Here is a 26,994-nt window from a genome sequence, read left to right as displayed (position 1 = left end):
TTTTAGGAAGTGGTTGGTTAAAAGTCCCTCGATCTTGCCACCAAGTGGGCAAGCTTTAGGTGAGTCAGAGTGGATCTTAAAAAGTTTTTCTTTATTATTTACTGCGTTAAAAATTTGAAGGAGGGTTGAGATTCTCTATTTAATATTTTAAATAAGCTTACTATTGAATATTCTAAATATCTAATTAAATTTATAAAAAACTCTATTTAGGTAAAGTCCTTCAGCTGGAGCTGGAATACGAGTTAGGGCAGAGCATCCGTTAAGTGAAGCATTTATGAGCTCACCACCATTTTTTATACTCAAAGCTTTAAGTAGGTTTGCAACCATAAGCCGTACTTGAGCGCGTAAAAAGCCATTCGCTTTAAAAACTATGACAGTTTGGTTTTTGTATTCATAACAAAATGCCTTAAAAATTTCTCGTACTGGGCTTTTTGTGTCACTTCCTGTTTTCATATAGGAGCTAAAATCATGCTCACCAACAAAATTAGATAAAATTTCATTTGCTTTTTTGATATCAAATTTTGGCAAAAAGACTTTATAATTTGAGCTAAAAACATCAAATTCTCCATGATCTATAATGTATCTATAAGACCTTGCTACGGCGTCAAATCTTGCTTGAAAATTTTCATCAACTAAATTTATACGTTTTATATGAATATTTGGATGAGCGTGGCGGTTGACTAGCTCTTTTAAGTGCTCTAAATTTTTAAAATGATCGCCGCAAATTACGCTTGAACTTTGATTGATCGCATGGACGTTTTTATCTGTACGTGAACTAGAGACTATTTTTTCAAATATTCCAACGTGAGCCAGAGCACGTGAGAGCTCATCTTCTACGCCATTTTCATGTGGCTGAGTTTGTGATCCTTGAAATTTGGAGCCATCGTAGCTATAAATTAGTTGGATTTTCATTAGTATCTTTGCATGATCTTGGCTTTAAAAAGCAAAATTCCTGCCAATAAAAAGACGAAAAATATTAGCGGAATCGCCAAAGATGGCTTTGATGAAAATAGCATTATGAGCGTAAAATACCCAAATAAAACGCCAAATGTGCCAACATAAACCATACCCTTTTCATATCTGTAAGTAACGATACCAAAGCTTATAGCAAAAAGTGTACTGGCAAGTGGAAATAGTGCAACAAGCACATATATGCTAAGGTCTTTTCTTCTTTTTTCGCTACTATTTGCCTCCGTCCAGTATTCTTTTATACTGCCTATATCGCTTATCTCTTCACTTTGGGCAGTCCTTATCTTCATGGATTTGAAGTTGCTTTGATGATAAATTTCATCTTTTATGTCATACATTTTTCCATCTACTAAAGAGAGTTCAATACTTTGATTTGTATTAGTGATCTTTGCATTTTTTGCAGTGATTAAGCGTTGAGAGTCTTTAATGTAAGGATTAAACATCACAATATCTTTATAAGTAGTGCCGTTGTTATCTTGCATTTCACTGCCCACATAGACCATCCAGTCAGAGAATTTTTGTCCAAACTGAGTTGGCTTTAAATTTAGCTTTGCAACAGTCTTTTTATAATCAATAAAATTTGCATTTAGCTGTGCGGCTATTGGTATCATGACGATGGCAACTACCAGCAAAGCGGTACTTAAAAGGGCTGAAAATGCTAAAAAAAATCTTGCTATTTTATTTGGTGAGCCACCAAGCGTAAAAATAACGATACTTTCATTCTCTTTTGATAATCTAAAAAGAGTCATCGCAAGTGATACAAAAAATGCGATAGGCACGACAAAAAGTAGTACGCGTGGAAGCATAAATGAGTAGAGTTTAAAAAGCTCGCCAAAACTGATTTCAATGTAAGAAGTGATGCGCGCGATCTGGATGAAAAATACGATCGACATGATCAAAAAAAGCGTACTAAATAGCGATGCAAAAGTCCCTAGGAAGTTAAACAAAAGATATCTATTCACTCTACTCATAAATAAACCTTAAAATTTCTAAAATTTGCTCTTTAAAAGCGTATGTAATAAGTAATCCAAGACTTAAAAACGGCACAAAAGCCAGCTCATAGCCCTTTTTTTGAACGATTGCATAGACTGGAAGTGTAAAAAGTGCTGCAAGATAGATGGCCACTAGAGCCAGTTTGACTGGCAAGATAGCTCCGATGATCGCTACTATAAAGATATCTGCACTACCCATCGCTTCTTTTTTTATGGCAAAACTTACGACAAATCTAAGCACCCAAAAGATAAGTGCAAAAAGGAATAAATTTAAAATTTGGGCAAAATTTTCTTTAAATATAAAAAGCATCAGAGCGTAGATAAATGCGAAAAATAGTGCCGCAAAAAGAAGAGGATCTGGCACAGCTTTATATCTTATGTCTATGACGCTAAGAGCTAGCAACATAACAAAGCAAAGCCCTAAAAATAGTGCGTAAAGCGGCGCTTCTACACTTAAAATTTCGCCGCACTCTTTAAAAAAGCAGATCAGAAAAAGCATCCCGGAGGCTAGCTCGATCACTGGATAGACAAGGCTTATCTTTTGCTTGCAAAAGGCGCATTTGCCGCCTAAAAATATCCACGAAAAAATTGGAACATTGTGATAAAAATTTAGCTTATGGTCGCAGTTTGGGCAATGAGAAGCTGGAAAATTTATGCTCTCATTTCGTGGCAAGCGATATATCAGCACATTTGAAAATGAGCCCACGCAAATACCCAAAACAAAAGCAAAAACGGCAAAAAAGATGACCAAAATATCCATTATCTCACTAAACTCCGCCAAATCTTCGCTCTATATTTTTAAATTTGCTAACGATATTTGCAAGCTCATTCTTGCCAAAGTCAGGCCAAAGTGTGGGCGTAAAAAATAGCTCTGCGTAGCTTGCTTGCCAAAGCATAAAATTTGAAAGCCTGCTCTCGCCACCAGTTCTAATGAGAAGATCCACCGGCTCACTCTCATCAAGTGCTGCATTTAGGCTTGCTTCACTTATCTCACAGCCTTCTAAATTTAGCTTTCTCACAGCTCTAATGATCTCATCTTTTGAGCCGTAGTTTATAGCTAAATTTAATAATAAATTTTTATTCTCTCTTGTAGCATTTTTGGTGATCTCTATCTCGTTTTTTAGCTCATCACTAAATGGAGAAATATCGCCGAGTGTATTAAATTTGATCCCATTTTTTATAAAATCAGCACGCTTTAAAATGAGAAATTTCTTAAGCAAATTCATCAAAAATTCGATCTCCTTTTGCGGTCTTTTCCAGTTTTCAGTACTAAATGCATAAAGGCTTAAAATTTTCGCTCCATTATCGATACAAAATTCGCACATATCGCTTACTACATTTGCTCCGGCTTCGTGCCCATTTGTCCGCAAAAATCCACGTTTTTTAGCCCAGCGTCCATTTCCATCCATGATAATAGCAAGGTGGTTTAATTCATTCAATCTTTAGCCTTTTATATCAATAATTTGTTCTTTTTTGCTCCAAAGAGCACTCACATTTTGCACTGTTATGTTGGCGCTAAATTCACTTTTTAACAAGCTAGCTACATTATTAAATGGAGTCGTGATCTCGTATAAAACTTCATCTTTAAATTTAAAAATAAGTGGAGCAAAATTTGAAAATATTAAAAAAATTTTCATATCATCCTCCTCTTTTTTTAGCTGAAAAACGCCGTTTGTACCATTATAAATAAATGGTATATACACGACATTTTCTTGCAGAGCAAAGAGTATTTTTGCTAGCACTTTCATCTCGTCTTTTGTCTTAGCTTCACTTAAACTTTTAAATAAATGGTCATAAAACCACGATAAATTCTCATTTTCTATCAAATTTTCGATAAGATTTAGCCCATCAGCCAAGACATCTTCGTCTAAAATTCTTGGCTTTTCGTATAAATTTTTTATGACGATATTCTCGCCTTGGCTTTGCACCTCGCCCCAGTATCTTGAGCCTACGTTTAGCTCTTTTGCGCTTTTTGTGTTTAAATTTCTATTTGCGAAATTTAAAATGTATCTGTTAAAACCGATCTTTTGGCTTACCAAGATACTAAGTGGGAGTGACGAATTTATTGCTACTAGCGGAGAATTTGCATTTTTTGCTATTTTTTGAATGCGAGAAATTTTCTCTATCATAAATTTGCCGCTAGCTCCACGATATGTCTTGCGATCTCGTCTTTTGCGGCAAGCGGCAGCAAAGTTTCACTATTTTTCGTGATGAAATTTACCTCATTTTGCTCGCTTGCAAAGCCATTTTTCTCACCCAAGATATTTAGACAAACTGCGTCAAGCCCTTTTTGCTCTAGCATTGCTCTAGCATTTTTGTGTGCGCTCTCACTTGAGATTTCAAGCTTAAAGCCGATCTTTTTGCATTTAAACTCTTTTAAGCTTTGCAAAATATCGACATTTCTCTTTAGACTTAAGCTTAAAATTTCGCCAACGTCCTCTTTTTTTATCTTGCCATCAATTTTTGTCGGCATAAAATCGCTTACTGCAGCACACATCACAAGTAAATTCGCGCTCTCGCACTCGCTCTTGCAAAGCTCTAAAAGCTCACTGCTTGAGCTAAATTTAAGGCATTCAAATGGCTCGTTTTCCGCTTCAAAGCTAGCAAGTAATTTTACCTCTGCGTCCGCATAGTAAAAGGCTCTTGCCAAGGCTCTTGCCATCTTGCCACTTGAGAAATTTGTAATGGCTCTAACGTCATCTATCTTTTCTGTCGTCGCGCCACCAGTGATCACTACTTTTTTGCCTGCAAAAAGAGGCTTACTAAGCCTTTTAATGGCAGCTTCTACTATCACTTCAGGGCTTGCAAGACCGCCTTTGCCAACGTCACCGCAAGCTAGAGTTTTTAAAACTGGCTCAACCACTAAAGCACCGTTTTTCTTTAAAATTTCAAGTGAGTTTTGCGTCGCGAAGTGCTCGATCATATTGTTATTTGCAGCTGGAGCGACAACTAAGGGCACGTGTGAGGCGGCGATTAGTGTTTGCATGAAGACATTGTCACAGATGCCAGCTGTTAGTTTATTTATCGTATTTACCGAGGCTGGAGCGATTAGAACTAGATCCATTTTAGAGTAGGCTATATGATTTACGCCATCTTGCCAGTTTTGTGTTTGTGAACTTAAAATTTTATGCTCACTTAGCGCCTCAAAGCCGCTTACACTGCAAAATTCAAGTGCTCCGTCGCTTAAAGCCACATAAACATCAGCGCCTTGCTTTTTGAGCAGTGATAAAATCTCGTAAGCTTTATAAAAGGCGATGCTACCGCAAACTGCTAGTAAAATTTTTTTATTTTTTAACATCGTCTTTGCCAAAGAATTTCTCAAAAAAGCCGCTTTTGTTCTCTTGACGACCTCTGCTAATCGCTAGCGCTCCACTCTCAACATCTTTTGTGATGGTGCTGCCAGCTGCGATGATAACATTATCAGCGATATTGACAGGGGCAACTAGCTGGGTATCTGAGCCAACAAAGACGTTTTTGCCGATCTTGGTTTTGTATTTTGCCTTGCCGTCGTAGTTGCACGTGATTGTGCCACAACCGATATTTGTGCCACTTTCTATCTCGCAGTCGCCAAGATAGCTTAAGTGTCCAGCTTTTACGCCGCTAAGAACGCCTTTTTTAACCTCGACAAAATTTCCTATATGTGTGTTAGAAATTTCAGAATTTGGCCTTATGTGAGCTAGTGGGCCGATGTCTGAGTTTTTGATGACGCTGCTTTCGATCACCGATGAGCTTTTGATGACGCTCTCTGTGATGACGCACTCGCCAAGGATACTTACGTTTTCTTCGAGCACGCATTCGCCTTCAAATTTAGCCCTGCTATCTATGAAAATGCTCTCAGGCATGCGCATCAAAACGCCAGCCTTCATCAAATTTTGCTTGATCTCATCTTGCATTATTTTTTCAGCGATACTAAGCTGAAATTTATCGTTTATGCCCATGAAATTTTGCTCGCTAACACTCACTGCAACGCACTTTAAACCCTTTTCATTTGCTATTTTTATGGCGTCAGTTAGGTAGTACTCTTTTTGCGCGTTTTGGTTGCTTATGAGTGGTAAAATTTGCTCTAGCGCTTCGCGTTTAAAGCAGTAGCAGCCAGCATTTACGCTTTTTATCGCAAGTTGCGCTTCGCTCGCATCTTTTTGCTCGACGATGCCTTCAACTTTACCATTTTTTATGATAACTCTGCCGTAGCCAAAAGGATTTGCCGCTTCAAATGAGCTCATAACCACGTCCGCTTCAGCATTTGCTAGGCGCATTAGATCGGTTGATTTTACAAGAGGCATATCGCCACAAGTTACAAGCACCTTTTCGCCGCTTAAATTTACGCTCTTTATCGCGCCAGCAGTGCCTGGAAAATTTGCTAGATCTTGCTCGAAAATTTTAGTTTGAGGGAAAATTTCTTTTATCTTTTTGCTAATTAACTCTTTTTCGTAGTGAAGCACGACGCTAACGTCATTTGTGATCGCATAAGCTTGCTTTAATATGTGAATGATCATTGGCTCGCCACATAGCTCAAATAGAACTTTTGGGCGTTTTGATTTCATTCTGGTGCCAAGACCAGCCGCTAAAATTATGATTGAAGTATTGTTCATTTTTAAGCCTTTTAACGTTAAAAATTTCGCAGATTGTAGCAAAAAATACCAAACATTTTTTTTAATTTAACGATTGTTTCAACAAAAAGCTAATAAAATAGCAATTCTTAAGAATTTATAAATAAAGTGAGCTTAAATGGATTTAGGAACCGTCGTCGGCTGGGTTTTGACCCTGGTGCTTTTGTTTGGATCAATGGCGATAGGCGTTGGTATAGGACCATACATCGATATTCCTTCTGTGATGATCGTTTTTGGTGGTACTATCGGCGTTATGATGGTTGGCTTCAAGATGGAGACGCTTAAAGGAATCGGTAAATTTTATGGCATTGCTGTTAAACCATCAGTCGTAGTAAATTTACCTGAGACTATAAAAAAAATAGTCGATTATTCAACTAAAGCTAGACGTGATGGTATCTTATCGCTCGAAAGCGAAGTAAATAACGAAACAAATCAGTTTTTGAAAAAAGGGCTTTCAATGGCTGTCGATGGTAACGAGCCAGATGCTATAAGAGCGCTTTTAGAGATTGACATAGACCAAACTAGTGCTAGACATACAAATAACATTAAAATTTTTGAACAAATTGGCGGTTTTGCTGGTGCGATGGGTATGATCGGTACTCTAATAGGTCTTGTTGCGATGCTTCTTAACATGTCAGATCCTAGTGCGATCGGTCCATCAATGGCGGTTGCTTTGCTTACGACACTTTATGGTGCGATGATAGGTAACATCATCGGTGCACCTGTGGCAAATATCCTCTCAATACGTGACTCTGACGAGGCACTTGAAAAACAAGTCATTTTAGAGGGCATCATGGCGATACAAGCAGGGGATAATCCAAGAACCCTTGAAGCTAAGCTCTTGGCGTTTTTACCACCAAAAGATAGAAAAAGTCAGTTTGAATAATGGGTAAATTAATAGATCCTAAAGAGTGTCCAAAGTGTATGCCTGAGTGGCTTGCTACTTTTGGCGATCTCATGTCGCTTTTGCTTTGCTTTTTCGTTTTGCTTCTTTCGATGGCAACAATGGATGCTAAAAAGATGGAGGCTGCTGTTGGCTCGCTAGCTGGCGCTCTAAGCGTACTTGAAGGCGGTGCTAGACCTGAAAATCAGATAGAAAAAGAGACAGATCCAGAAAATACTCGTGCAAAAAAGATAAGTAAGCAAAAGGGCTCACAAAGTGAGCTAAATATGAATGTTAAAAAGATAAATGAGCTGCTAGCTGCTAGTGGAGCGCCCGAGATTACGATGGAAGAGAGTGAAGATGGCTTTATCGTAAGGCTTCCAGCGGCTATGCTTTTTGATAAGGATAGTGCTAAAATTTCTGGCGAAGATGCGAAGCTATTTTTAAAACGAATAGGCATGATTGTGGCGAAAATGCCTAATGATGTAAAAGCCGATATCATCGGCCATACAGATAATATAGAACCAAGCAAAGACTCAGCTTATAAAAATAACTGGCAGCTCTCAACTGCAAGGGCTTTAAGTGTGGTTGAAGAGCTAATCAACGATGGCGTGCCACAAAATAGAATAATAGCTTCTGGCAAAGCTTCGTTTGATCCGATCGCTAGCAACAGCACAGAAGATGGCAGAGCTAAGAACAATAGAGTAGAAATTCACTTCATATCGCTTGAGCCAAAAAATAAAGAGGCTACTAAGAAAAGTATCCTTGATATGAGGAATTAGTCGTGAAAGCACTGCTTGCTTTAGCGGTTTTACTTTGCACGGTTTTTGGGGCTGATCCGGCCTTGCCAACTATAAATTTAAGTCTAAATTCTCCTGCAAATGCTGAGCAACTAGTAAATTCTCTAAACGTTTTACTTATCCTCACCGCACTTGCACTTGCTCCTTCGCTTATCTTTATGATGACAAGTTTCTTAAGGCTTGTTATTGTCTTTTCCTTTTTACGCCAGGCTATGGGAACGCAACAAGTTCCGCCTTCAACGGTGCTTATCTCGCTTGCGATGGTGCTTACATTTTTTATAATGGAGCCAGTTGGTAAGCAGAGCTACGACGATGGCATAAGGCCTTATATAGCTGAGCAGATAGGCTATGAGGAGATGCTTGATAAGAGCTTAAAGCCATTTAAAGAATTTATGGTAAAAAACACAAGAGAAAAAGACCTTGCACTTTTCTTTAGGATTAGAAATTTACAAAATCCAGCAAATATTGAAGAGATACCGCTAAGTATCGCAATGTCAGCTTTCATGATAAGTGAGCTAAAGACATCTTTTGAGATAGCATTTTTGCTCTATTTGCCATTTTTGGTCATCGACATGGTCGTAAGCTCTGTTTTGATGGCGATGGGTATGATGATGCTTCCACCTGTAATGATCTCACTGCCATTTAAGCTACTCATCTTTGTGCTAGTAGATGGCTGGAATTTGCTAATAGGAAATTTAGTAAAAAGCTTTCACTGATGAAAAATTTTCTATTTCTTCTTTTGCCATTTCTTCTGTTTGGCTCAAATCTGAGCGTGATCGCAAACAAAGCTACGCAAAATGAGATTTCAAAGATCAAAGAGCTTGAGCTAAAAAGAGCAAATTTAAACGATGAAGCCACATTAAGCTCATATATGCCAAGCCTTAGCCTAGAGGGCTCATACGGCAAAAACGCAAGCACATTTCCAAGCATAGTCGCTAAAGAGTCAGCCGGTGTGCTGGCTAGAATTGATTTTTTACTATATGATGGCGGAGCTAGAGAGGCGAGGCTAAAGATGAGTCAGCTTTTAAAAAACAAAGCCGCCATAGCAAGTGATGAAGCTAAAAACTACCTTGCACTTAAGGCTGTAAATTTATACTTTAACGCAGCTGCACTTGAAAATATAATCGCAGCCAAGCAGGCTCAGGCAAATTTTTTAAAAGGCGTTTTAGATAAGCTTGAAAAGGCAAACATTGCAGGCCTTGCCGCAAAAGATGAGCTTGAAAATGTAAGGGCTAAATATTACTTAGCTAATAGCACACAGCTTGAATACAAAAACAAAATGGAGCAAATCTTAAATGAGATAAATTTGCTAACTGGTGAGAAAATTTTGCCAGTAGCTGGAGCAAAGATGGCTGATATTAGCTCAAATTTAGCTTCAAAAAATGCCGAGCTTGATAGACTAAGCCAGGATATTTTTATAAATGAGGCTAAGCTTGATGAAACAAGGTCTGGCTTTTTGCCTCAGGTTGTGCTTTATGATAGCTATGGATTTTATAAAAATAACTACGATATCGATCTAGGCAGGCTTAGTTCTTACCGCTCATACGTGGATAAATACCTAAAAGAAGATACTCATGGCAATAAATTTGGTATCGCTTTTAAATGGAAAATTTTTGATTTTTTCGCCACTAGCAAGATGAGTCAGATCCAAAAGATCGCTCTTGATGAGGCAAGGCTAAATTTGGAGTATAAAAAGCGTGAAAACGAGACAAAGCTTAAAAATTTGCAAAGTGAAATCGTGGTGCTCACTTCAAAAATCGTTTCACTAAGCGAATATGTAAAAGCAAGCGATTTGGCATTAAAAGCTAGCTATGAGAAGTATAACTCTGGGCTTTTGGGATATAGCGACCTGCTTGAGGCGCTCTCTCAGAAATTTGATGCCATTAGCCTTTTTGAGAGTGCAAAAGATGAGCTTGAGATCAAAAAAGCGGAGTTCTTTTTTGAAAATGGCGAGCCGATTTTAGAGAGGATTAGAGATTGAAAAAGCTGATAATTTTGATGATATTTGGCATTTTTTCATTTGCTAGTGAAGAAATTTTTGCTGACTTTGAAGTCTATGCCAAGCAAAGCTCAAAGCTTGCATTTGAGGGCAGTGGCAAAGTGGATAAAATTTTTGTAGATGTTTCAAGCCACGTTAAAAAGGGCGACACTTTAGCTATTCTTGATCAAAGCAGCCTAGAAATCGCTCTTAAAAAGGCAAAAAATGATCTTGAGCTGGCAAAAAATGCTAGTGAATTTGCAAAAAATACTTTAAACAAATTTACTCAAGTAATGGATGTCACTTCAAAGCAAGAATTTGACGAAGTAAAGTATAAATTTGATGAGGCAGCTCTTAGAGTAGAGAGTGCCCAGATAGCCATTTTAAATGCAGATGATCATCTTAAAAAGGCTCTTTTAAGAGCTCCTTTTGATGGCGTCATAGCTAGTAAAAATGTCGAGCTTGGCGAGAGTGCTTCGCCGCTTCAGCCAGCCTTTGTTTTAAACTCTGAAGAGGTTAAAATTTTAATAGCGATCGATGAAAAATATGCAAATTTAGTAAAAGTTGGCGATACATTTAAATTTAAACTTGACGCAGCAAGCGATGAAAAAGAGGTAAAAATCGCTCTCATCTATCCAGAGATTAAGCGAGACACCAGGAAATTTTACGCCCAGGCTTATGACACTGGGCTAAAACCTGGCATGTTTGGTCAAGGCAGAGTGCTAGTTAGTAATAGAAAATGATAAAAACAGCCATCAACCGCCCCATAACTACGCTTATGATATTTTTAAGCCTCGTTGTCTTTGGCATCTACTCGCTAAAGACGATGAATGTAAATTTATATCCACAAGTAAATATCCCGATAGTCAAGATCACGACCTACGCAAACGGCGATATGAACTATATAAAAACTAAGATCACGCAAAAGATCGAGGACGAGGTCTCAAGCATCGAGGGGATAAAAAAGCTTTACTCAACTAGCTTTGACAACCTAAGCGTGGTAAGTATCGAATTTGAGCTAAACAAAGACCTAGAGAGCGCTACAAACGACGTCCGTGACAAGATGCAAAAGGCGAGAGTTGGCGCAAACTACGAGATAGAAAAGCTAAACGGGCTCTCTTCTTCTGTATTTAGCCTTTTTATCACAAGGCTTGATGGCAATGAAACTAGGCTCATGCAAGAGATCGACGACGTGGCAAAGCCATTTTTAGAGCGCATAAGCGGCGTTTCAAAGGTCAAGACTAATGGCTTTTTAGAGCCAGCGGTGAAAATTTTACTAGATAGATTTAAGCTTGATAAAAACGCCCTTAGCGCAAATGAAGTGGCAAATTTGATAAAGGTTGAAAATTTAAAAGCGCCGCTTGGCAAGATAGAAAATGAGCAGATCCAAATGGCGATCAAGTCAAATTTCAGTGCCAAAAGCATAGATGAGATAAGAAATTTAACGATCAAGCAAGGGGTCTTTTTAAAAGATATCGCAAGTGTTGATCTTGCTTACAAAGACGCAAACGAAGCAGCGATAATGGATAAAAAAAGTGGCGTCTTGCTAGGTCTTGAGCTAGCTCCAGACGCAAACGCTCTAACCGTGATCGCTCTAGCTAAGTCAAAACTAGATCAGTTTAAAAGCCTGCTTGGCAGCGAATACGACGTAAAAATAGCCTACGATAAGAGCGAAGTGATACAAAAACACATCGATCAAACCGCCTTTGATATGATCCTTGGCGTCTTGCTAACAATCGTGATCGTATATCTGTTTTTAAGAAATTTCTCGATAACCATCATCTCAGTCGTAGCGATACCAACTAGCATCGTAGCGACATTTTTCATCATAAATGCCCTAGGCTACGACATAAACCGCTTAAGCCTCATAGCGCTCACACTTGGCATCGGAATTTTCATCGACGATGCGATAGTTGTCACTGAAAACATCGCTAGCAAGCTAAAAGATGAGCCAAATGCCCTAAAAGCAAGCTTTGCAGGGGTAAGTGAGATAGCATTTAGCGTATTTGCTATCTCGCTCGTGCTGCTTTGCGTTTTTGTGCCGATAGCCTTTATGAGTGGCATAGTTGGCAGGTACTTTAACTCTTTTGCCATGAGTGTGGCAGCTGGCATCGTTATCTCGTTTTTTGTTAGCATTTTTCTCGTGCCAACGCTAAGTGCGAGGTTTGTAAATGCCAAAGAGAGCAAATTTTACATAAAGAGCGAGCCGTTTTTTGAGTGGCTTGAAAATGGCTACGAGAAGCTTTTAACTTTAGCGCTTAAATTTAAGCTCATATTTTTAGCTATAACGCTTGCGGTCGTTGTTTGCTCGTTTGGACTGGCTAAATTTGTAGGAGGCGACTTCATGCCAAGCGAGGATAACTCGGAGTTTAATATCTACTTTAAGCTTGATCCCTCACTTAGCCTGCAAGCTAGCAAAGAGAGGCTAAAAGATAAAATTTCACTCATAAACGCCGATCCTCAGGTCGCTTATGCGTACTTCATCCTTGGCTACACAGACGCCAAGCAGCCCTATCTTGTAAAGGCTTACGTTAGGCTAAAGGAGCTAAAAGATAGGGTTAATCACGAGCGGCAAAACGCTATCATGCAAAGTTTTCGTGACAGACTAAAGAGTGATGATATGAGCGTCATCGTGGCTGATCTGCCAGTGGTTGAAGGTGGCGATGTGCAGCCAGTAAAGCTTACTATCACTTCTGAAAATGGCAAAGAGTTAGAAAAATTTGTACCAAAGATCAGCAAAATGCTAAAAGAGATAAATGACGCAACGGACGTAAATTCTCCTGAAGAAGATCTGCTAAAGCGTGTGCAAATTTCTATTGATGAAGATAAGGCAAAGAGGCTAATTTTAGATAAAGCTAGCGTTGCAAGTGCTGTTTATAGCGCATTTAGCCAGAACGAGGTCTCTGTTTTTGAAAACGAAAATGGCAAAGAGTATGAGCTTTACATGCGTCTTGATGATAAATTTAGAAGCGATACAGATGATATCTTAAAGACCAAGATAAGAAGCAAAGAGGGCTTTTTTGTCACACTTGGTGATGTGGCGACGATTAGTTTTGAGCAAAAGCCAGCTAGTATTTCGAGGTTTAATAGAGCTGATGAGATAAAATTTCTAGCAAATACCAAAAACAACGCGCCGCTAAATAGCGTGGCAAATGAAATTTCAAAGAAGCTTGATGAAATTTTGCCAGCAAATTTCAAGTATAAATTTCTTGGATTTGTGGAGCTGATGGATGATACGAACGCTTCTTTTATCTTTACAGTGAGCGCTAGTGCTGTGCTTATTTACATGGTGCTTGCTGCACTTTATGAGAGCTTTTTGCTGCCATTTCTTATCATGCTAGCCATGCCACTTGCCTTTTGTGGCGTCGTGATCGGACTTTTTATAAGTGGCAATCCATTTAGCCTATTTGTCATGGTTGGCGTCATCTTGCTCTTTGGCATGGTTGGTAAAAACGCTATCTTAGTCGTTGATTTTGCAAACCACTTTGCAAATAACGGCATAGAGGCAAATGAAGCTGTAAAAATGGCTGCAAAAAAGCGCCTAAGGGCTGTTTTGATGACTACTTTTGCGATGATATTTGCTATGCTTCCGCTGGCACTTAGCAGGGGTGCTGGCTATGAGGCAAACTCGCCTATGGCTATAAGCATCATCTTTGGGCTCATTAGCTCGACTTTGCTAAGCCTGCTTGTCGTGCCAGTTCTGTTTGCATGGGTCTATAATCTTGATAAATTTATAAGAAAATTTTATGAAAGGGAGAGAATTTGAAGAAAATTTTAGCTGTTTTGCTCTTTGCTTTGCCTCTTTGGGCTGGAAATTTACTAGAGATCATCGCTCTAGCGCAAAGTGCAAGGCTTGAGAGTTTGAAAGAATTTAATAAAAATGAATATATAAATAAAAATAAGAGTAAAAAGCTAAATTTATCCCTTGATGGCAGATATACCTTTGTGCCTGACGAGCTAAAGGGCGGGTATATGACAAAGGCTGGATCGATCACGGCAAAGGTCGAGTACCTCATCTTTGACGGTGGTGCGAGCGAGGCTGCTGATAAAATTTTAGACCACAAGGGCGTGGAGAAAATCTACAAAGACGAAGAGCTGATGAATCTCACCGCTTTTCAGGTCGCAAAGGTTTATTTCAACGCCATTGCCCTAAATTCACTTATAAATTTAGAGACAAAATTTGTCGATAGCTTTGCTAAGGCTGCGGCTGAAAATGAGTTTTGGTTTGAGTATGGCGAGATAAATAAAGCTGAGTTTGATGCGATAAATTTTACTCTTGATAAAAAAAGAGCCGAGCTAGACGAGCTTGGGCTTAAGCTAGCCGAGCTAAACTCAAGGATAAATTTGCTCTCAAATGGCGAGATCGGCTTTAACGCTGGCTCAAAGATAATGATGCCTGATTTTAGCAAAGATGATATAAGCGCAAAACTTGGGGCAATGGAGCAAGAAAAATTTATAAAAGAGCAAGAAAATGAGAAGCAAAAGAGCAAATTTGCTCCAAAAATTTACTTAAAAGATACACAAAGTGTGAATAATAACAGCTTTAAAAAAGGTGAGAGGACGACTTCGCAGATGATAGGCGCTTACGCTGTTGCGAACAAGCCTAGAGTGGAGTTTGAGTGGAAGCTACCTGATAGCTTAAGTCTTAGCAAGCAAAGTCAAGTTAAACGCATTGAAGAGCAAAAGGCGGCACTTGATCTAAGTGATGAGGAAAATAGGATAATCACTCGCCTAAAAGAGCTAGAAAGCACGATCAAAGGCTTAAGCGCAAAGTTAAATTTGCAAGATTTGAAGCAAGATAAGCTTGATAGTGATTTTATTGATCTGCTAAATGGCTATCTTGATGGCGAGATAAAATATGAAGAATTTCTATTTGTGAGTGAGAAAAATTTTAGTGATAGGGCAAATTTCATACTTGATGGCGATTTACTTGAGCTAAACAAGCTTGAGTATTTTTTTGAATGTGCAAGAAAAATAAATGAGGTGATAATTGAATAAACTGATCTTTGTAACCATTTTGTGGGCGTTTAGCTTTAGTTTGATAGGTGAGTTTTTAGCTGGCAAGGTTGATAGCTATTTGGCTGTTTTTATTCGGGTTACGCTTGCGAGCTTAGTCTTTTTGCCATTTACAAAATTTCGTGGCATCAGCCCAAAGCTAGCATTTGGCATCATGGCGATCGGAGCTGTGCAAATAGGACTTATGTATCTATTTTATTACAATTCATTTTTGTATCTAAGTGTGCCAGAAGTAGCACTTTTTACCATTTTTACGCCGTTTTATGTGACGCTCATTTATGACGCATTTAGCTTTAAATTTAGGCCACTTTATCTATTTAGCGTTGGCGTTGCGGTTTTTGGAGCTTTGGTTATAAAATATGGCGCTATAAACGATGGTGTATTAAAGGGTTTTTTGCTAGTGCAAGCGGCAAATATCTGCTTTGGAGCAGGGCAGAGTGCATATAAGGCACTTTTAGAAAAATTTGACGTGGACCAAAAAAATGTCTTTGGCTACTTTCACTTTGGGGCATTTTTTGTAGCTATCGTTGCGCTTCTTACTCTTGGCAATCCAGCCAAATTTTCACTTACTTCAACGCAAATTTTAGTGCTTCTCTGGCTTGGCATAGTCGCTAGTGGAGTTGGATATTTTATGTGGAACAAAGGTGCTTGCGAGGTCGATAGCGGCGTGCTTGCCATCATGAATAACGCTCTCATTCCAGCTGCTATCATTGTAAATTTAGCCTTTTGGCAAAAGGATACAAACTTAACTAGGCTAATTTTAGGCGCTGTTATAATGTATATATCTTTGATAATTCATAACAAGATAATGAAATTTTATGGTATGAAGATCGCTTAGGCGTAAATTTTATAGCTGGCAACGAAAAAGCACAAAAGCCCAAGCAGCGGTAAAATGTAGAATATAGATCTAAATTTTATAGCTAGAAGTGAAGCGATATTATAAAAGATAAAAATAATGGCTGGCACAAAAATTTTAGTCGAGCTTAGTCTAAAATTTAAAACATTATTTAGCAATCCATCAAAAATGTCGCCATACGAAGCGATATGAAGTGCAGCACTTAATGGATAAAAAACGCTAAAGATGTAGTTGATAGCAAGGACGCTAAGCTGCTGTAAGCTAATGAGCGGAAAGAAATAAAGCACGCAAATTTCCATTGCAAAGCAAACATATAAATTTAAAAGTATAAGATGGATGAAGGGTGAAAATTTATCTTTTAAGTGTTTAAAATATAAAAATATGTAAAAAACACCCATAAGTGAAAAGTAAAAACCTACGCTAAAAAGTAGCTGCGGAAAGAGCGATATGCTAACAAGTGCCACTATAAAAAGTATTTTGAAGTTTAAAATTTTAACACCTTTTAACGTGCAATAAAATCCTAAAATGCTCATTAAGAATGCTCGCAAAAAGCTTGGTATAAAGCCTATTATAAAAAAGTAAAATGACAAGACTATAAAAACGATAATGGCTAGATCAAAGTTGTAATTTCTAAAAGGTAAAAATCTCACATATAAAAATTTTAAAAGCGGCCTAAATACAAAAAATATAACTGCACTTATAAAACCTAAATGATAGCCACTTATGGCTATAAGATGCGCTATACCAAGGTGCGAGACGTCATCTCTTAGCTCGCCGTCTATATTTGTGCCTAAAAATAGAGCCGAGTAGAGCTGTGAAATTTTACTATTTTCATGCTGGGCGTAGATTAGTGATTGTAGTTTTTGATTGATATTTAGCGTGGCTTTTTGTGGCAGTTTTTCGCGTGAAAAGCTAGGCATGTAAAAGGAGGAAGCAAGATAGTCTTTAAAACTAACGTCTAAATTTATGACGCTTAGAAATATATTATCTCCAGCTTTAAAGTCATCTGTTTTAGCTCCAAGTGTATAAAATGAAAACTCATCAGTCTTAAGCTTTAAAATTTGCCTTTTCTTGCCGTCATCTCCAAGCTTTTCGTAGCTAGAAATCACGGTTGCTGTTAGCTCTTGTTCACCTTTGTCCATAAAAATTTGATATTTATGATAGCTAATAGCTAAATTTATAGAAAAAATACAAAGGCAAAACAGACAAAATATAGTAAAAATTTCTCTATTTTTTAAAGCTTTAAAACGCATCAGCCTTCAAATGAAACATCAGATACTGGCATTGCAGACATATCTTCAAACCTTGAGTGTTGCTTTTGAAAGAGCACATCAACTGAGCCAGTTTCACCATTTCTATTTTTGCCAACTATGATCTCGGCCTTTTCTTGAAGCTTATTAAAGACGTGATTGCTCTTGTACTCTTTGCCCTCAGCACTTGCGCGTTTTTCTTTCTCTTTTTCTTCTTGTTCTAGATAAAACTCATCTCTATAAACAAAAAGAATGATGTCAGCATCTTGCTCGATCGCGCCTGACTCTCTTAGATCGCTTAGCATAGGGCGTTTATTTGCGCGAGATTCAAGGCTTCTGTTTAGCTGAGAAAGAGCGATGATTGGCATATCTAACTCACGCGCCAAAAGCTTTAATCCACGAGAAATTTCAGCTATTTGGACGTGACGATCAGCGTAGTTATTTGTACTCATCATAAGACCGATGTAGTCGATCACGCAAAGTGAAATTTCAGGATGCATAGCCTTTAGTTTTCGCATTTGCGTTCTTACTTGATGGATATTTACATAGCCACTATCATGCACAAAAAGCTTGCTAGCAGCAAACTCTTCGCAAGCATCGCTAAATCTAGCCAACGCTTCATCATCCATCTTTGCAGTCATTATGTCTTGAAGCGGGATAGAGGTCTTGCTTGCTAGCATTCTCATCATTATCTGCTCAGCTGGCATCTCAAGCGAGAAGAAAACAACTCCAGCATTATTTTTTAGAACCTGACTCATAAAATTTAAACAAAGTGTCGTTTTTCCCATGCCTGGACGAGCTGCGACGATGATGAGGTCACCATTTTTAAAGCCCTTTATCATCTCATTTAGCTTTTTAAATCCAGTATCAAGTCCAACGATATCTTTTTCGCCAAGTAAAGCTTGAGCATTAATATGATCCATCATTTTCATGATGATCTCTTTGCCTTCTTTTATAACTCCAGTGCTTCCACCTTCTATCAAAGAGTAAAATTCCTGGCTAAGATCATCGACCATATCACGGCTTGGTTTGTCTTCATTTACTTTGCTTGGTATATTGTGAGCGATCTTTACAAGACTTCTTTTTATGGATTTTTCTCTTAGTTCGTTTGCGTATTTTTGAATGTCTATTAGGGAATTTGTGCCCAAAATATCTAGTATTAGCTCTTCGTCGTATTTTTCGCCAAGTCTATTTTTTAAAAATGGCATAGTTATAGGATCATCGCTATTTAGGCAAGCTACCATTGCATCGTATATTTGCGAATGCCCTTTTAGATAAAAATCCTTTGCCTTAACAATGTCAAAAATTTCACCTAAAATATCGTTGTTTTGCAAAATGGAGCTTAGTATAGCTCGCTCCATATCAATGTCGTAAAGGTTGGTAAATTCTATCTCGTTAACTCTTTGCTTTGCCACAAATTTTCCTTTAGTCTCTACTTTTTATCTCGTCATCGATCTCTTGTAAAAATCTATCTACAAGCTCGCTCTCAGGCAGCCTTGCGACCACTTCGCCGTGACGCATTATCATGCCATTGCCTTTGCCAAATGCTATGGCAACATCTGCGCCTTTTGCCTCACCGATTGCATTTACCACGCAGCCCATGACTGAGACGTTTAATGGCTCTTTTATACCTTTTGTTTTTTCTTCTACGAGCTTTACTGCTGCCATTAGATCAGCTTGCAAACGCCCGCAAGTTGGGCATGAGATGATGTTTAGCCCCTCTTTTTGACGGCCGCTATCTTTTAAGATCGCTTTTGCGACTTTTATCTCCTCTTCAAGCTCGCCAGTTATGCTAACTCTCATCGTGTCGCCTATGCCCTCAAGCAAAAGCCCGCCAAGAGCGATCGCGGACTTGATAGTGGCGTGAAAAGTGGTACCTGCCTCTGTTACACCTAGATGAAATGGATAGTTTGTCTTTGGGCGAAGCGCTCTATAAGCTTGCATCGTGCGTTCAACGTCGCTTGATTTGAGTGAAATTTTAATGTCTGTAAAGTCAAAATCCTCAAGAAGCTTGATGTTATACATCGCACTCTCTACCATCGCCTCAACTGTGCGACCGTAGCGGTCTTCAAACTGCTTTTCAAGCGAGCCAGAATTTACACCTATACGGATAGGCAAATTTCTTTGTTTGCAGGCATCAACGACTGCTTTTATATTTTTGGCTGAGCCGATGTTGCCGGGATTTATGCGGATAGCATCGACAAATTCGCTAACTATAAGCGCGTAGGTGTGATTAAAATGGATGTCTGCAACGACTGGAATAGGTGAGCTTGCAACTATCTGTTTTAGCGCGCTGGCGTCCTCTTTATCAAAAACTGCGCAGCGCACGATATCACAGCCCGCAAAATATAGCCTTTGTATCTGCTCAAGCGTGCCTTTTACGTCTTTTGTCTTTGAAAATGTCATTGATTGCACGGATATTGGTGCGTCGCCACCTATTAAAACATTGCGAATTTTTATCTGTTTTGTTGGGTATCGTTGCAAAATTTTGCCTTTAAATTTTTATTGGGGATTATAAAGAAAAATGGCTTTTAAAAGGCTTGAAAATTTATTTTTAATAGTTTATAAAAATTAGTATTTTTATTGGATGTAGTTTCTAAAATTTTACTTACTCTTTATAGCCAACTTATCAAATTTCATAATGCTTTCATAAGCCTTAGGTTTCTCTATTATCTATTTTAAAATTTACCATGTCTTTGTTGGATAGTTTTAGACTAGCATTTTTAACTAAAATTGACTGGATCAATATCGATATCGCTAAGTTCGCTTTTGCAGAGGTTTGCAGCTTTTAAAAGAGGTATATGAGAGTTTGAGCGGAGTAAAATTTCATATCTAAATTTGCTTCCAAGATACTCGATCTGGCACTTTCCGTATCCTATGATCTCAAGTTCATCGCTTCTTAAAGGTTCTATTCTTTGTATAAATTCATTCATTGTATTTTTTACTATGTGTTCATCTTTATGTGAGATGATAATGCGAAGAAGCCTAGTAAATGGCGGATAAAGCCCCTCGCGGTAGCCAATCTCTTCTTTTAGAAATGCGTCATAATCACTGATGTAGCTCTCAAAAAATTCTCTTTGTTTGCTTTGAATGATAACTCTACCAGCCCCGTTTCTACCAGCTCTTCCGGCTACTTGCATGGCAAGAGCAAGCGTTCGCTCTCTGGCCTTATAATCAGGAAAATTTAAAAGCTCGTCAAATCCCATGATGACAGCAAGCTCTACGTTGTGGTAATCATGCCCTTTGCTTAGCATTTGCGTACCAAGCAAGATATCTATCTTGCCGTCGTTAAATTTCTTCAAAGCATTTATGAGCTTGTTTTGCGTCGTTATCTCATCCCTGTCAAATTTAGCGATTCTGGCGTTCGCAAACTCGTTTTGCAGCCGCTCAAGTAGCTCGCTAGTGCCGATCTTTTTAGCCTCTATCATCTCGCTGCCGCACTGATGGCAGGTCTTTGGCACGGCCATTTTATGCTCGCAGTATTGACACTTTAGCACGTTTTGTTTTTTGTAATAGCTCATACCGATACTGCAAAATGGACACTTTAGCGTTTCACCGCAGTTTTTGCAGACTAGATATTTAAAATTTGCTCTTGTTGGCAGGCAGATGACAGCTTGCTTTTTATTCGCGAGTGTCTTTGAAATTTCATCTTTTAAAATTTCACTAATTCCAGTCTCGCTCTCATCGAAAATGTAATTTTTTTGCGAATCAAAATATGTCCCTTTTAAGCGAAAATGCCCATGCTTGTAAAAGCTAGTAAGGCTTGGCGTGGCACTTCCAAGCACCACTTGTAGATCAAATTTGCTAGTTAAAAAGAGTGCGAGATCTCTTGCGTTGTAGTGTGGTTTTGAACCTGTGTTTTTGTAGCTATCGTCGTGTTCTTCGTCTATGATGATGAGTTTTAGCCTCTCAAGTGGTAAAAATAAAGCCGATCTCGCACCTGCAACGAGCCTAACTTTTCCAATTTTTATATCTTTTAAAATTTGCTCTTTTTTCTTTGACGTGATCTTTGAGTGCCAAACAGCTACTGCCTCGCCAAAGAAGCTCTCAAGGCGTTTTTGCATTTGTGGCGTGAGTGAAATTTCAGGCATTAAAAATAGCGCTTGGTTACCTGTGTTTAAAATTTCTCTAATCTTTGCGATGTAAATTTCGCTTTTTCCGCTTCCAGTGTCGCCAAAGATGAGTGAAATTTTACGTTTATTTATAAATTCCAAAGCCTCTTGCTGTTTTTCGCTTAGTTTGGGTGTCAAATTAAAATTTTGATTTTCATAAATTTGATCTACTGCAATAATGTCATTTGGTTCAAATAAATTTAGGCTGACGCCAAGCTCGCATGTGTAATATTTTGAGATAAATATTGCCAATTCACTTTGCATTGAAGTTAGGTTAATCGGTAGAATTTCTAAAATTTTACTTGTTTTAAACTCTGGCTTGCTTGTCTCTTTTAGGACAAAGGCAGTAAGAATTTTGCCTCTTAAAGAAGCCTTTACGCCTTGAAATTTTTCTAGTTTTTGATCGCTTTCATAAGTGAGTGGGGCTAAATTTAGCCCATAAAATGCGAGTATGTAATAATGCATTACTGAAGTGATTTGCAAATTTCATTTTCATCGCTGCAACCAAAATCGCCAGTATTTTTGTCGTATTTGAAATTTGCTACTTTGCCATCTAACCTAAATGTATATTTGTCATCGCTTATTCTGTGCCAGCCATTTTTGCTGCCGCTATCTTTTATCGGTATATTTATAACATTTTTAAAGAGTCTGCTTGGATCGCCATCGTCTAGTTTTTGTGGAAATTCTGGCTTTGCTTGCAAGATATTGTCATTGTATTTTAGTGAAATTCCACTTCTTATAGCAGCAAGTTGAGTTTTGGCATTTGAGATGGTAGCATCACTTCTAGAAAAAAATAGCCTAGGTATAGCGACTGTGCTTAAAATACCTAGTATAACTACTATAAATATTAGCTCAAGTAAGGTGTAAGCTCGTCTTTTCATCTCTCTTCTCGCTTTAATATCTCATCAACGTTGCCAGTTAAATTTTTTACTGCCTTTATCACAGCATAATTTTCATAACATTTTTCTATAAAGGCATTTAAAAGCTCTTTTGGCTCGATAAATTGGCGCCCGCCCATTAAATTTTGCCAGTCATCTTCAAAGAATTTAGCAAAATCATCATCAAGCGTGATCGTGTAGTCGCGAGATGATATCGTGAGCGTAATTTTTTTCATATTTTAACCAAGCTTATCTGCCAAGGACAGCTTCGATTTTTCTCATTACATCGTCAGCTTCGGTATTTTTCTTGTCAAGATCCTCTTCTAAACGCATGATTTGATTGCTTTTTGCCTCATTTTGTGCTTTTAAAGTTACGATCTCATTACGCAACTCTTCGTTCGTTTTGCAAAGTTCGTCATATTTTGTGATCAGGTCATTTACTTTATCGCTTAGTGTGGTTAAGATCGCATTATCTTCAAACATAAAAGTTCCTTTAAAATAATAATTAGGCTCGTATTCTAACACGCAGAGGCTAAATTCTTATTAAAATTCTCATTTGACAAAGCACTATCTTTGCTATAAAATTCGCCCAAATTTAAAGGCAATCAATGAGTAAATTTGAAATTTCATCTAAATTTAGCCCAAGCAGTGACCAAGCAAGAGCGATAAAAGAGATAGTAAAAAGCATAAATTCAGGCAATAAATACCAAACTCTTCTAGGTGTTACAGGATCTGGCAAGACCTTTACCATGGCAAACGTTATACGTGAGCTAAACATGCCAACGCTTATAATGACGCATAACAAATCCTTAGCTGCGCAGCTTTACAGCGAATTTAAGGGCTTTTTCCCAAAAAACCATGTCGAGTACTTCATAAGCTACTACGACTACTACCAGCCAGAGGCCTACATCCCAAGAAGCGACCTATATATAGAAAAGGATAGCTCGGTAAATGAGGAGCTTGAGCGCCTGCGCCTCTCTGCGACGGCTAGTTTGCTAAGCTTTGACGACGTCATCTGTGTCGCCTCAGTCTCTGCAAACTACGGCCTTGGCAATCCAAGCGAGTATAAGGGGATGGTGGCATATCTTAGCGTGGGCGAGAAGATAAGCCAAAGAAAGCTTTTAGAGCAGCTCGTGGATATGGGCTACAAGCGTAATGACAACTACTTTGACAGGGGGGATTTTCGTGTAAATGGCGATGTGGTGGATATTTACCCAGCTTACTACAACGACGAAGCTCTAAGGGTCGAGTTTTTTGGCGATGAGATCGATGCGATGTATCATTTTGACGTGCTTGATAACAAAAGGCTAAAGGACATCTCTAAATTTACGCTTTATGCGACCAGCCAGTTCATCGTGGGTGCCGATAGGCTAAAGATCGCTATGAAAGAGATCGAAGAGGAGCTTGATGCGCGCTTAAAAGAGTTTAACGAGCAGGGCAAGCTAGTCGAGGCACAGAGGCTAAAGCAAAGGGTGGAGTTTGACCTTGAGATGATGGCAAGCACTGGTATGTGCAAGGGCATCGAAAACTACGCGCGCCACCTAACCGGACAAAAGCCCGGAGAGACGCCGTACTCGATGTTTGACTACTTTGAGATAAGCGGCAAAGACTATCTGGTCATCGTCGATGAGAGCCACGTGAGTTTGCCACAGTTTAGGGGTATGTATGCGGGTGACAGGAGCCGTAAAGAGGTGCTTGTAGAGTATGGATTTCGCTTGCCTTCAGCGCTTGATAACAGGCCGCTTAAATTTGATGAGTTCATAAGCAAAAAGGCGAAATTTCTCTTTGTCTCAGCCACACCAAACGAATATGAGCTTGGTATCAGCCAAGGACACGTCTATGAGCAGATTTTGCGACCTACTGGCTTGCTTGATCCTCTCATCGAGATAAAAGATAGTGACAACCAAGTTGAAGCGCTATTTGACGAGGCAAAGGCGGTGATCGCTAGAGGTGAGCGCGTGCTAGTTACGGTGCTAACTAAAAAGATGGCCGAGGAGCTGAGCCGCTACTACATCGAGCTTGGCATAAAGGTCAAGTATATGCACTCAGACATCGACGCGATCGAGCGAAATGAGATCATTAGAGGGCTTAGAAGCGGCGAATTTGACATGCTAATAGGTATAAATTTGCTTCGTGAGGGGCTGGACCTGCCTGAAGTGAGCCTGATAGCGATCATGGACGCTGATAAAGAGGGCTTTTTACGCTCTACCACGAGCCTTATACAGACGATGGGGCGTGCGGCTAGAAACATAAATGGCAAGGTGTTAATGTTTGCCAAAAAGATCACACACTCGATGAAAGAGGCGATCGATACAACGACAGCTAGGCGTAAATTTCAAGATGAATACAACAAAGCTCACGGCATAACGCCGCACTCTGCAAGCAGGAATATCGAAGAGAGCCTGCATGTCGAAGATGATGGTGAAATTTATAAGCGTGGTAAAAATTTAGAAAAGATGCCAGCTAGCGAGCGAGCCGCGATCGTAAAAGAGCTAAGAAAGCAGATGCTTGAAGCGGCGGCACAGCTGGAGTTTGAGAAGGCGGCGGCGTTACGTGACGAAATAGCAAAGATGAGAAAATTATAAAAAGACAAGTTCTTTTTGTTTTATACTGCGTTGGATATCGCTTCAAACTTCGGTTACGTATCATATATACGCTCCCTTGTTTTTGCTCATCCGCCTTGTCTAAAACAAAAAATTTCTTGTCTTTGGCGATTTGTCTTTTTCTGTTATACGTCGTTAAAATTTCACTCTACTTCAGTCACATACTATATATATGCTCCTTTGTATTGTAAAATTTTGCCTCGTCTAGCAAAAAAATACTGTATCTTAGGGTTTAAAAATCACTAATAAAACAAAAATTTCTTGTCTTGGTGGCTTAAATTTTACGAGCCGAACTTATATGTTCTATCTTTAGTCAAAAATTTCTTCATTTCTGCTTGCGGTTGCAAGCTCGCGAAGCAAAACATTTAAAATCATCACAATATACTTTGTCTTGATGATTCAGTAGTCAAAATTTAAATTTTTATGTGTCTAGTCTGTGCGAATTTTAACTGCGCAACATTTAAATCTATCGCAAAATACTACCACTTTTGAGCCCATTCGTATCGCGAAATTTTGCCTCATCTCCTCATAGCGAAGCTAAAGACAAAAAACCATCTTGTCTTTAGCTGTTTAAACTATAAATTTATCGCCAAATGCCGTTTTATGATCTATCCTGCTCTTTTGTGTCTTTTTTCACGCTATACCAAGCAATTAGTAAAAAGAAAAACTCTGCCATATTAAAAAGGTCTATGTTTTTGGTTAAAAGGCCTATAAAGTCTGGTTTATCTGGAAATAGTAGTGCTAAAAGTATGACCGAACTTACCACAAACAATATAAAATTTATCCAAAATAGCCTACTTTTAGTTGCACTTACTAATCTTGTTGTAAATAAAAATAAAAATACTGTAGCTAACAAATGAGCAAATACTCCAATGTATAAGATTGTATTGGCACTAGAAACTAAAGATTTAATTGAGGCATTGTGCGTACCAAAGATATTTAAAAAATTATAATCGTAAGCATATATATACATGTAGTCAGTTGTTGCTTTTGCTATTGTAAATATCACAAAAAGGATAGAGAAAAATAAGAAATTTGTATGTAGTCTTATCTCGTTTAACGTATGTGCTATCTGCTTAACGGCAGAGTAAATAGCCACTAATACTACCGCGTAAGCAAGAGGCTTTATAAATATTATTGGTCGAAGCGACATTCTTTCTTGATGTGCTAACAAATATTCAAAAAATATATAGTAAAAAAATGTTGCGACAAGGCCAAATAAACAAGCTGTCACAGCTAATTGGCTTGAAGATTTGATAGTAGCTACGTTTAAAATCCCATCTTCGCTAGTTGCTTGTATTTCGTCACTATTTGCTTGCGTCTTTAGTCGCCACCATGCAATTAAAGCAAGAAAGAAAACTCCAGTATCAATATAATTATAATAATCATAATAATCATAATAATCATAATTTTTGTGATTAATTTCAATAAAGTAGGTTGTTATATCAAGTGCACAAAATAATGCATAAGCCCAAAACATTTTTTCTTTTGTTATTTTTATTAATTTTGCGATAGATATAAATAAAAATAGCGATGCTGTTATGAGTAATACTCCCAATAAATAGTTGCGATAAATGAATAGTTGCTTAAGCAGGTCATTATTATACATGATCTCTTCGTTGCTATAAAAATAATTCAATATCGTAAAGATAAAATCATCATAGTTAAAATTTCTTTCTCCCAGATACATGACAATTTTAAAAGTCAAAAAATTTAAAATCGCATATATCAAAATGAAAATAGTAAAAATTTTAAAATATGTTCTTAGTTTTGAGGAATTATAAACAGAGCATATCAATGAAATGGCAAAAAATAAAAGTATCCAACTGATAGAGTCGCAGCATATTTTGAAGATAAAATTAAAACTAAGATCAAAGGTTTCATAAAGTCCTGAAATATAAACTAGATGCTTAAATATCATCACAATACAAGATACAATCCCCAACTCTCTGGCACTTTTTAACATATATTGTTTTTCTTGTTGTAACGGTTCCAAATTTACTCCTTAAATTAAATTAGTTATTTTATTGTAATTAATTTAAAAAAT

Annotated in this window: 24 protein-coding genes; 9 read left to right on the top strand and 15 right to left on the bottom strand. The window is 38.1% G+C overall.

Annotated elements, in window-relative coordinates:
• Window positions 1–180 precede the first annotated feature (180 nt).
• From truA to glmU, 7 genes are read right to left on the bottom strand one after another with little or no spacing between them, the layout of a single operon-like run.
• Entirely contained in the window at window positions 181–912 is a 732-nt protein-coding gene (gene truA, locus CVS93_RS08770; protein WP_107687347.1) for a tRNA pseudouridine(38-40) synthase TruA, read from the bottom strand.
• On the bottom strand, window positions 912–1,940 hold the full coding sequence (locus tag CVS93_RS08765; protein WP_107687346.1) for an LptF/LptG family permease: 1,029 nt from the start codon (window positions 1,938–1,940) through the stop codon (window positions 912–914). The genes truA and CVS93_RS08765 overlap by 1 nt, the downstream gene beginning before the upstream one ends.
• On the bottom strand, window positions 1,933–2,721 hold the full coding sequence (locus CVS93_RS08760) for a prepilin peptidase (protein WP_103603725.1): 789 nt from the start codon (window positions 2,719–2,721) through the stop codon (window positions 1,933–1,935). Before CVS93_RS08760 ends, CVS93_RS08765 begins: the two co-directional genes overlap by 8 nt.
• Before the next feature lie 7 nt (window positions 2,722–2,728).
• Window positions 2,729–3,400 carry a polyprenyl diphosphate synthase gene (gene uppS / locus CVS93_RS08755; RefSeq protein WP_103603722.1) on the bottom strand — a complete coding sequence of 224 codons (672 nt, stop codon included), beginning with the start codon at window positions 3,398–3,400 and terminating at the stop codon, window positions 2,729–2,731.
• Between the two features lie 3 nt (window positions 3,401–3,403).
• Window positions 3,404–4,090, bottom strand: coding sequence for a hypothetical protein (locus CVS93_RS08750; protein WP_107687345.1), 687 nt, complete (start codon window positions 4,088–4,090; stop codon window positions 3,404–3,406).
• On the bottom strand, window positions 4,087–5,259 hold the full coding sequence (gene coaBC / locus CVS93_RS08745; protein ID WP_107687344.1) for a bifunctional phosphopantothenoylcysteine decarboxylase/phosphopantothenate--cysteine ligase CoaBC: 1,173 nt from the start codon (window positions 5,257–5,259) through the stop codon (window positions 4,087–4,089). Before coaBC ends, CVS93_RS08750 begins: the two co-directional genes overlap by 4 nt.
• Complete coding sequence (glmU, locus tag CVS93_RS08740; RefSeq protein ID WP_107687343.1) at window positions 5,246–6,553, bottom strand: bifunctional UDP-N-acetylglucosamine diphosphorylase/glucosamine-1-phosphate N-acetyltransferase GlmU; 1,308 nt, start codon at window positions 6,551–6,553, stop codon at window positions 5,246–5,248. The genes coaBC and glmU overlap by 14 nt, the downstream gene beginning before the upstream one ends.
• Before the next feature lie 136 nt (window positions 6,554–6,689).
• Between glmU and CVS93_RS08735 the strand changes: the two genes are divergently transcribed.
• Genes CVS93_RS08735 through CVS93_RS08700 form a run of 8 tightly spaced genes read left to right on the top strand, consistent with a single transcriptional unit; the run spans window position 6,690 to window position 16,086 of the window.
• A complete protein-coding gene (locus CVS93_RS08735) occupies window positions 6,690–7,457 on the top strand; it encodes a motility protein A (protein ID WP_107687342.1) in 768 nt (255 codons plus the stop codon).
• On the top strand, window positions 7,457–8,236 hold the full coding sequence (locus tag CVS93_RS08730) for a flagellar motor protein MotB (protein WP_107687341.1): 780 nt from the start codon (window positions 7,457–7,459) through the stop codon (window positions 8,234–8,236). The genes CVS93_RS08735 and CVS93_RS08730 overlap by 1 nt, the downstream gene beginning before the upstream one ends.
• Window positions 8,237–8,238: 2 nt before the next feature.
• Complete coding sequence (fliP, locus tag CVS93_RS08725) at window positions 8,239–8,970, top strand: flagellar type III secretion system pore protein FliP (RefSeq protein ID WP_107687340.1); 732 nt, start codon at window positions 8,239–8,241, stop codon at window positions 8,968–8,970.
• Window positions 8,970–10,235: a TolC family protein gene (locus CVS93_RS08720; RefSeq protein WP_107687339.1), complete on the top strand. Its 1,266-nt coding sequence runs from the start codon at window positions 8,970–8,972 to the stop codon at window positions 10,233–10,235. Before fliP ends, CVS93_RS08720 begins: the two co-directional genes overlap by 1 nt.
• Window positions 10,232–10,975, top strand: a complete 744-nt coding sequence (locus tag CVS93_RS08715) for an efflux RND transporter periplasmic adaptor subunit (protein ID WP_107687338.1) — start codon at window positions 10,232–10,234, stop codon at window positions 10,973–10,975. Before CVS93_RS08720 ends, CVS93_RS08715 begins: the two co-directional genes overlap by 4 nt.
• Window positions 10,972–13,998 carry an efflux RND transporter permease subunit gene (locus CVS93_RS08710; RefSeq protein WP_107687337.1) on the top strand — a complete coding sequence of 1,009 codons (3,027 nt, stop codon included), beginning with the start codon at window positions 10,972–10,974 and terminating at the stop codon, window positions 13,996–13,998. Before CVS93_RS08715 ends, CVS93_RS08710 begins: the two co-directional genes overlap by 4 nt.
• Window positions 13,995–15,230 (top strand): TolC family protein, encoded by a 1,236-nt coding sequence (locus CVS93_RS08705; RefSeq protein ID WP_107687336.1) that lies wholly within the window; start codon window positions 13,995–13,997, stop codon window positions 15,228–15,230. Before CVS93_RS08710 ends, CVS93_RS08705 begins: the two co-directional genes overlap by 4 nt.
• Window positions 15,223–16,086 carry an EamA family transporter gene (locus CVS93_RS08700; protein ID WP_107687335.1) on the top strand — a complete coding sequence of 288 codons (864 nt, stop codon included), beginning with the start codon at window positions 15,223–15,225 and terminating at the stop codon, window positions 16,084–16,086. The genes CVS93_RS08705 and CVS93_RS08700 overlap by 8 nt, the downstream gene beginning before the upstream one ends.
• On the opposite strand, the gene CVS93_RS08695 is transcribed toward CVS93_RS08700, so the two are convergent.
• The 7 genes from CVS93_RS08695 to CVS93_RS08665 all read right to left on the bottom strand — a co-directional run bounded on the left by CVS93_RS08695 (window position 16,083) and on the right by CVS93_RS08665 (window position 22,827).
• The gene (locus tag CVS93_RS08695) at window positions 16,083–17,357 is read right to left on the bottom strand and encodes a ComEC/Rec2 family competence protein (RefSeq protein WP_107687334.1); all 1,275 of its coding nucleotides are present in this window, start codon (window positions 17,355–17,357) and stop codon (window positions 16,083–16,085) included. The genes CVS93_RS08700 and CVS93_RS08695 overlap by 4 nt on opposite strands.
• Window positions 17,357–18,769 (bottom strand): replicative DNA helicase, encoded by a 1,413-nt coding sequence (locus tag CVS93_RS08690; RefSeq protein WP_072594392.1) that lies wholly within the window; start codon window positions 18,767–18,769, stop codon window positions 17,357–17,359. Before CVS93_RS08690 ends, CVS93_RS08695 begins: the two co-directional genes overlap by 1 nt.
• Before the next feature lie 10 nt (window positions 18,770–18,779).
• Complete coding sequence (ispG, locus tag CVS93_RS08685) at window positions 18,780–19,838, bottom strand: flavodoxin-dependent (E)-4-hydroxy-3-methylbut-2-enyl-diphosphate synthase (RefSeq protein WP_103641210.1); 1,059 nt, start codon at window positions 19,836–19,838, stop codon at window positions 18,780–18,782.
• Between the two features lie 239 nt (window positions 19,839–20,077).
• Window positions 20,078–21,931 carry a primosomal protein N' gene (locus CVS93_RS08680; protein ID WP_107687333.1) on the bottom strand — a complete coding sequence of 618 codons (1,854 nt, stop codon included), beginning with the start codon at window positions 21,929–21,931 and terminating at the stop codon, window positions 20,078–20,080.
• The gene (locus CVS93_RS08675) at window positions 21,931–22,347 is read right to left on the bottom strand and encodes a type II secretion system protein (protein ID WP_107687332.1); all 417 of its coding nucleotides are present in this window, start codon (window positions 22,345–22,347) and stop codon (window positions 21,931–21,933) included. Before CVS93_RS08675 ends, CVS93_RS08680 begins: the two co-directional genes overlap by 1 nt.
• On the bottom strand, window positions 22,344–22,580 hold the full coding sequence (locus CVS93_RS08670; RefSeq protein WP_054196819.1) for a hypothetical protein: 237 nt from the start codon (window positions 22,578–22,580) through the stop codon (window positions 22,344–22,346). The genes CVS93_RS08675 and CVS93_RS08670 overlap by 4 nt, the downstream gene beginning before the upstream one ends.
• A 13-nt stretch (window positions 22,581–22,593) precedes the next feature.
• Window positions 22,594–22,827: a cell division protein ZapB gene (locus CVS93_RS08665; RefSeq protein WP_021091279.1), complete on the bottom strand. Its 234-nt coding sequence runs from the start codon at window positions 22,825–22,827 to the stop codon at window positions 22,594–22,596.
• A 125-nt stretch (window positions 22,828–22,952) separates the two neighbouring features.
• Here CVS93_RS08665 and uvrB point away from each other — a divergent pair, with 125 nt between their 5' ends.
• A complete protein-coding gene (uvrB, locus tag CVS93_RS08660; RefSeq protein WP_107687331.1) occupies window positions 22,953–24,929 on the top strand; it encodes an excinuclease ABC subunit UvrB in 1,977 nt (658 codons plus the stop codon).
• A 619-nt stretch (window positions 24,930–25,548) separates the two neighbouring features.
• Here the strand turns inward: uvrB and CVS93_RS08655 are convergent.
• Complete coding sequence (locus CVS93_RS08655) at window positions 25,549–26,943, bottom strand: hypothetical protein (protein ID WP_107687330.1); 1,395 nt, start codon at window positions 26,941–26,943, stop codon at window positions 25,549–25,551.
• Between the last annotated feature and the right edge of the window lie 51 nt (window positions 26,944–26,994).

The sequence above is a fragment of the Campylobacter concisus genome (assembly GCF_003048535.1).
Classification (GTDB): domain Bacteria; phylum Campylobacterota; class Campylobacteria; order Campylobacterales; family Campylobacteraceae; genus Campylobacter_A; species Campylobacter_A concisus_S.
The sequence above is the reverse complement of the archived record's forward strand: the minus strand, read 5'-3'. Positions and strand labels throughout refer to the sequence as shown.

Coding starts and splice junctions, on each gene's coding strand:
- truA (WP_107687347.1), bottom strand. CDS start 912: ATGAAAATCCAACTAATTTATAGCTACGATGGCTCCAAATTTCAAGGA.
- CVS93_RS08765 (WP_107687346.1), bottom strand. CDS start 1,940: ATGAGTAGAGTGAATAGATATCTTTTGTTTAACTTCCTAGGGACTTTT.
- CVS93_RS08760 (WP_103603725.1), bottom strand. CDS start 2,721: ATGGATATTTTGGTCATCTTTTTTGCCGTTTTTGCTTTTGTTTTGGGT.
- CVS93_RS08750 (WP_107687345.1), bottom strand. CDS start 4,090: ATGATAGAGAAAATTTCTCGCATTCAAAAAATAGCAAAAAATGCAAAT.
- coaBC (WP_107687344.1), bottom strand. CDS start 5,259: ATGTTAAAAAATAAAAAAATTTTACTAGCAGTTTGCGGTAGCATCGCC.
- glmU (WP_107687343.1), bottom strand. CDS start 6,553: ATGAACAATACTTCAATCATAATTTTAGCGGCTGGTCTTGGCACCAGA.
- CVS93_RS08735 (WP_107687342.1), top strand. CDS start 6,690: ATGGATTTAGGAACCGTCGTCGGCTGGGTTTTGACCCTGGTGCTTTTG.
- CVS93_RS08730 (WP_107687341.1), top strand. CDS start 7,457: ATGGGTAAATTAATAGATCCTAAAGAGTGTCCAAAGTGTATGCCTGAG.
- CVS93_RS08720 (WP_107687339.1), top strand. CDS start 8,970: ATGAAAAATTTTCTATTTCTTCTTTTGCCATTTCTTCTGTTTGGCTCA.
- CVS93_RS08710 (WP_107687337.1), top strand. CDS start 10,972: ATGATAAAAACAGCCATCAACCGCCCCATAACTACGCTTATGATATTT.
- CVS93_RS08695 (WP_107687334.1), bottom strand. CDS start 17,357: ATGCGTTTTAAAGCTTTAAAAAATAGAGAAATTTTTACTATATTTTGT.
- CVS93_RS08680 (WP_107687333.1), bottom strand. CDS start 21,931: ATGCATTATTACATACTCGCATTTTATGGGCTAAATTTAGCCCCACTC.
- CVS93_RS08675 (WP_107687332.1), bottom strand. CDS start 22,347: ATGAAAAGACGAGCTTACACCTTACTTGAGCTAATATTTATAGTAGTT.
- CVS93_RS08670 (WP_054196819.1), bottom strand. CDS start 22,580: ATGAAAAAAATTACGCTCACGATATCATCTCGCGACTACACGATCACG.
- CVS93_RS08665 (WP_021091279.1), bottom strand. CDS start 22,827: ATGTTTGAAGATAATGCGATCTTAACCACACTAAGCGATAAAGTAAAT.
- uvrB (WP_107687331.1), top strand. CDS start 22,953: ATGAGTAAATTTGAAATTTCATCTAAATTTAGCCCAAGCAGTGACCAA.